Source organism: Bacteroides faecichinchillae JCM 17102 (assembly GCF_000614145.1).
Classification (GTDB): domain Bacteria; phylum Bacteroidota; class Bacteroidia; order Bacteroidales; family Bacteroidaceae; genus Bacteroides; species Bacteroides faecichinchillae.
The window spans coordinates 1-522 of record NZ_BAKK01000142.1; the positions used below are offsets into that span (position 1 = coordinate 1).

Sequence of the window (522 nt, forward strand, 5' to 3'; positions counted from 1 at the left end):
TTTCCAGGTTGAGGATGCTCTCTACGGGGAAGGCGCTACGCTTGCCGCTAATACGGACCGGTTCAATGAGCAGGTTACCGCTTATGACAAGATGGGAAATATTCTGGGTTTGAAGCGTTACGGGCAGACGGCTGCAGGCAGTTACGGATGATCGATCATCTGACTCTGACGTATAACGGTAACCGGTTGCAGGCGGTCAGGGATGCCTGCACAAACTCTGTCTATGGGAATGGTACGGAATTTAAAGACAATTCCAGTCAGATGGTGGAGTATACTTATGATAAGAATGGGAATTTGATTAAAGATTTAAACAAGAATATTAGTAATATCGGATATAATTGTTTAAATTTGCCTGATGAGGTAACCTTTGCGAATGGTAACAGTATCCGGTATGAGTATACTGCTGACGGAACGAAACTTCGTACGGTACATAAGACGGGTGCTGCTACTTTGACAACGGATTACTGTGGCAATGCGGTCTATAAGAATGGGGTGTTGAGGATGTTGCTGAATGAAGCCGGC

General features: G+C 45.2%; 1 pseudogene. It reads left to right on the top strand.

Features of this window, described 5'->3' with window-relative positions:
- Positions 1 to 522, top strand: a pseudogene (locus tag JCM17102_RS28745) (RHS repeat-associated core domain-containing protein); the annotation flags it as partial.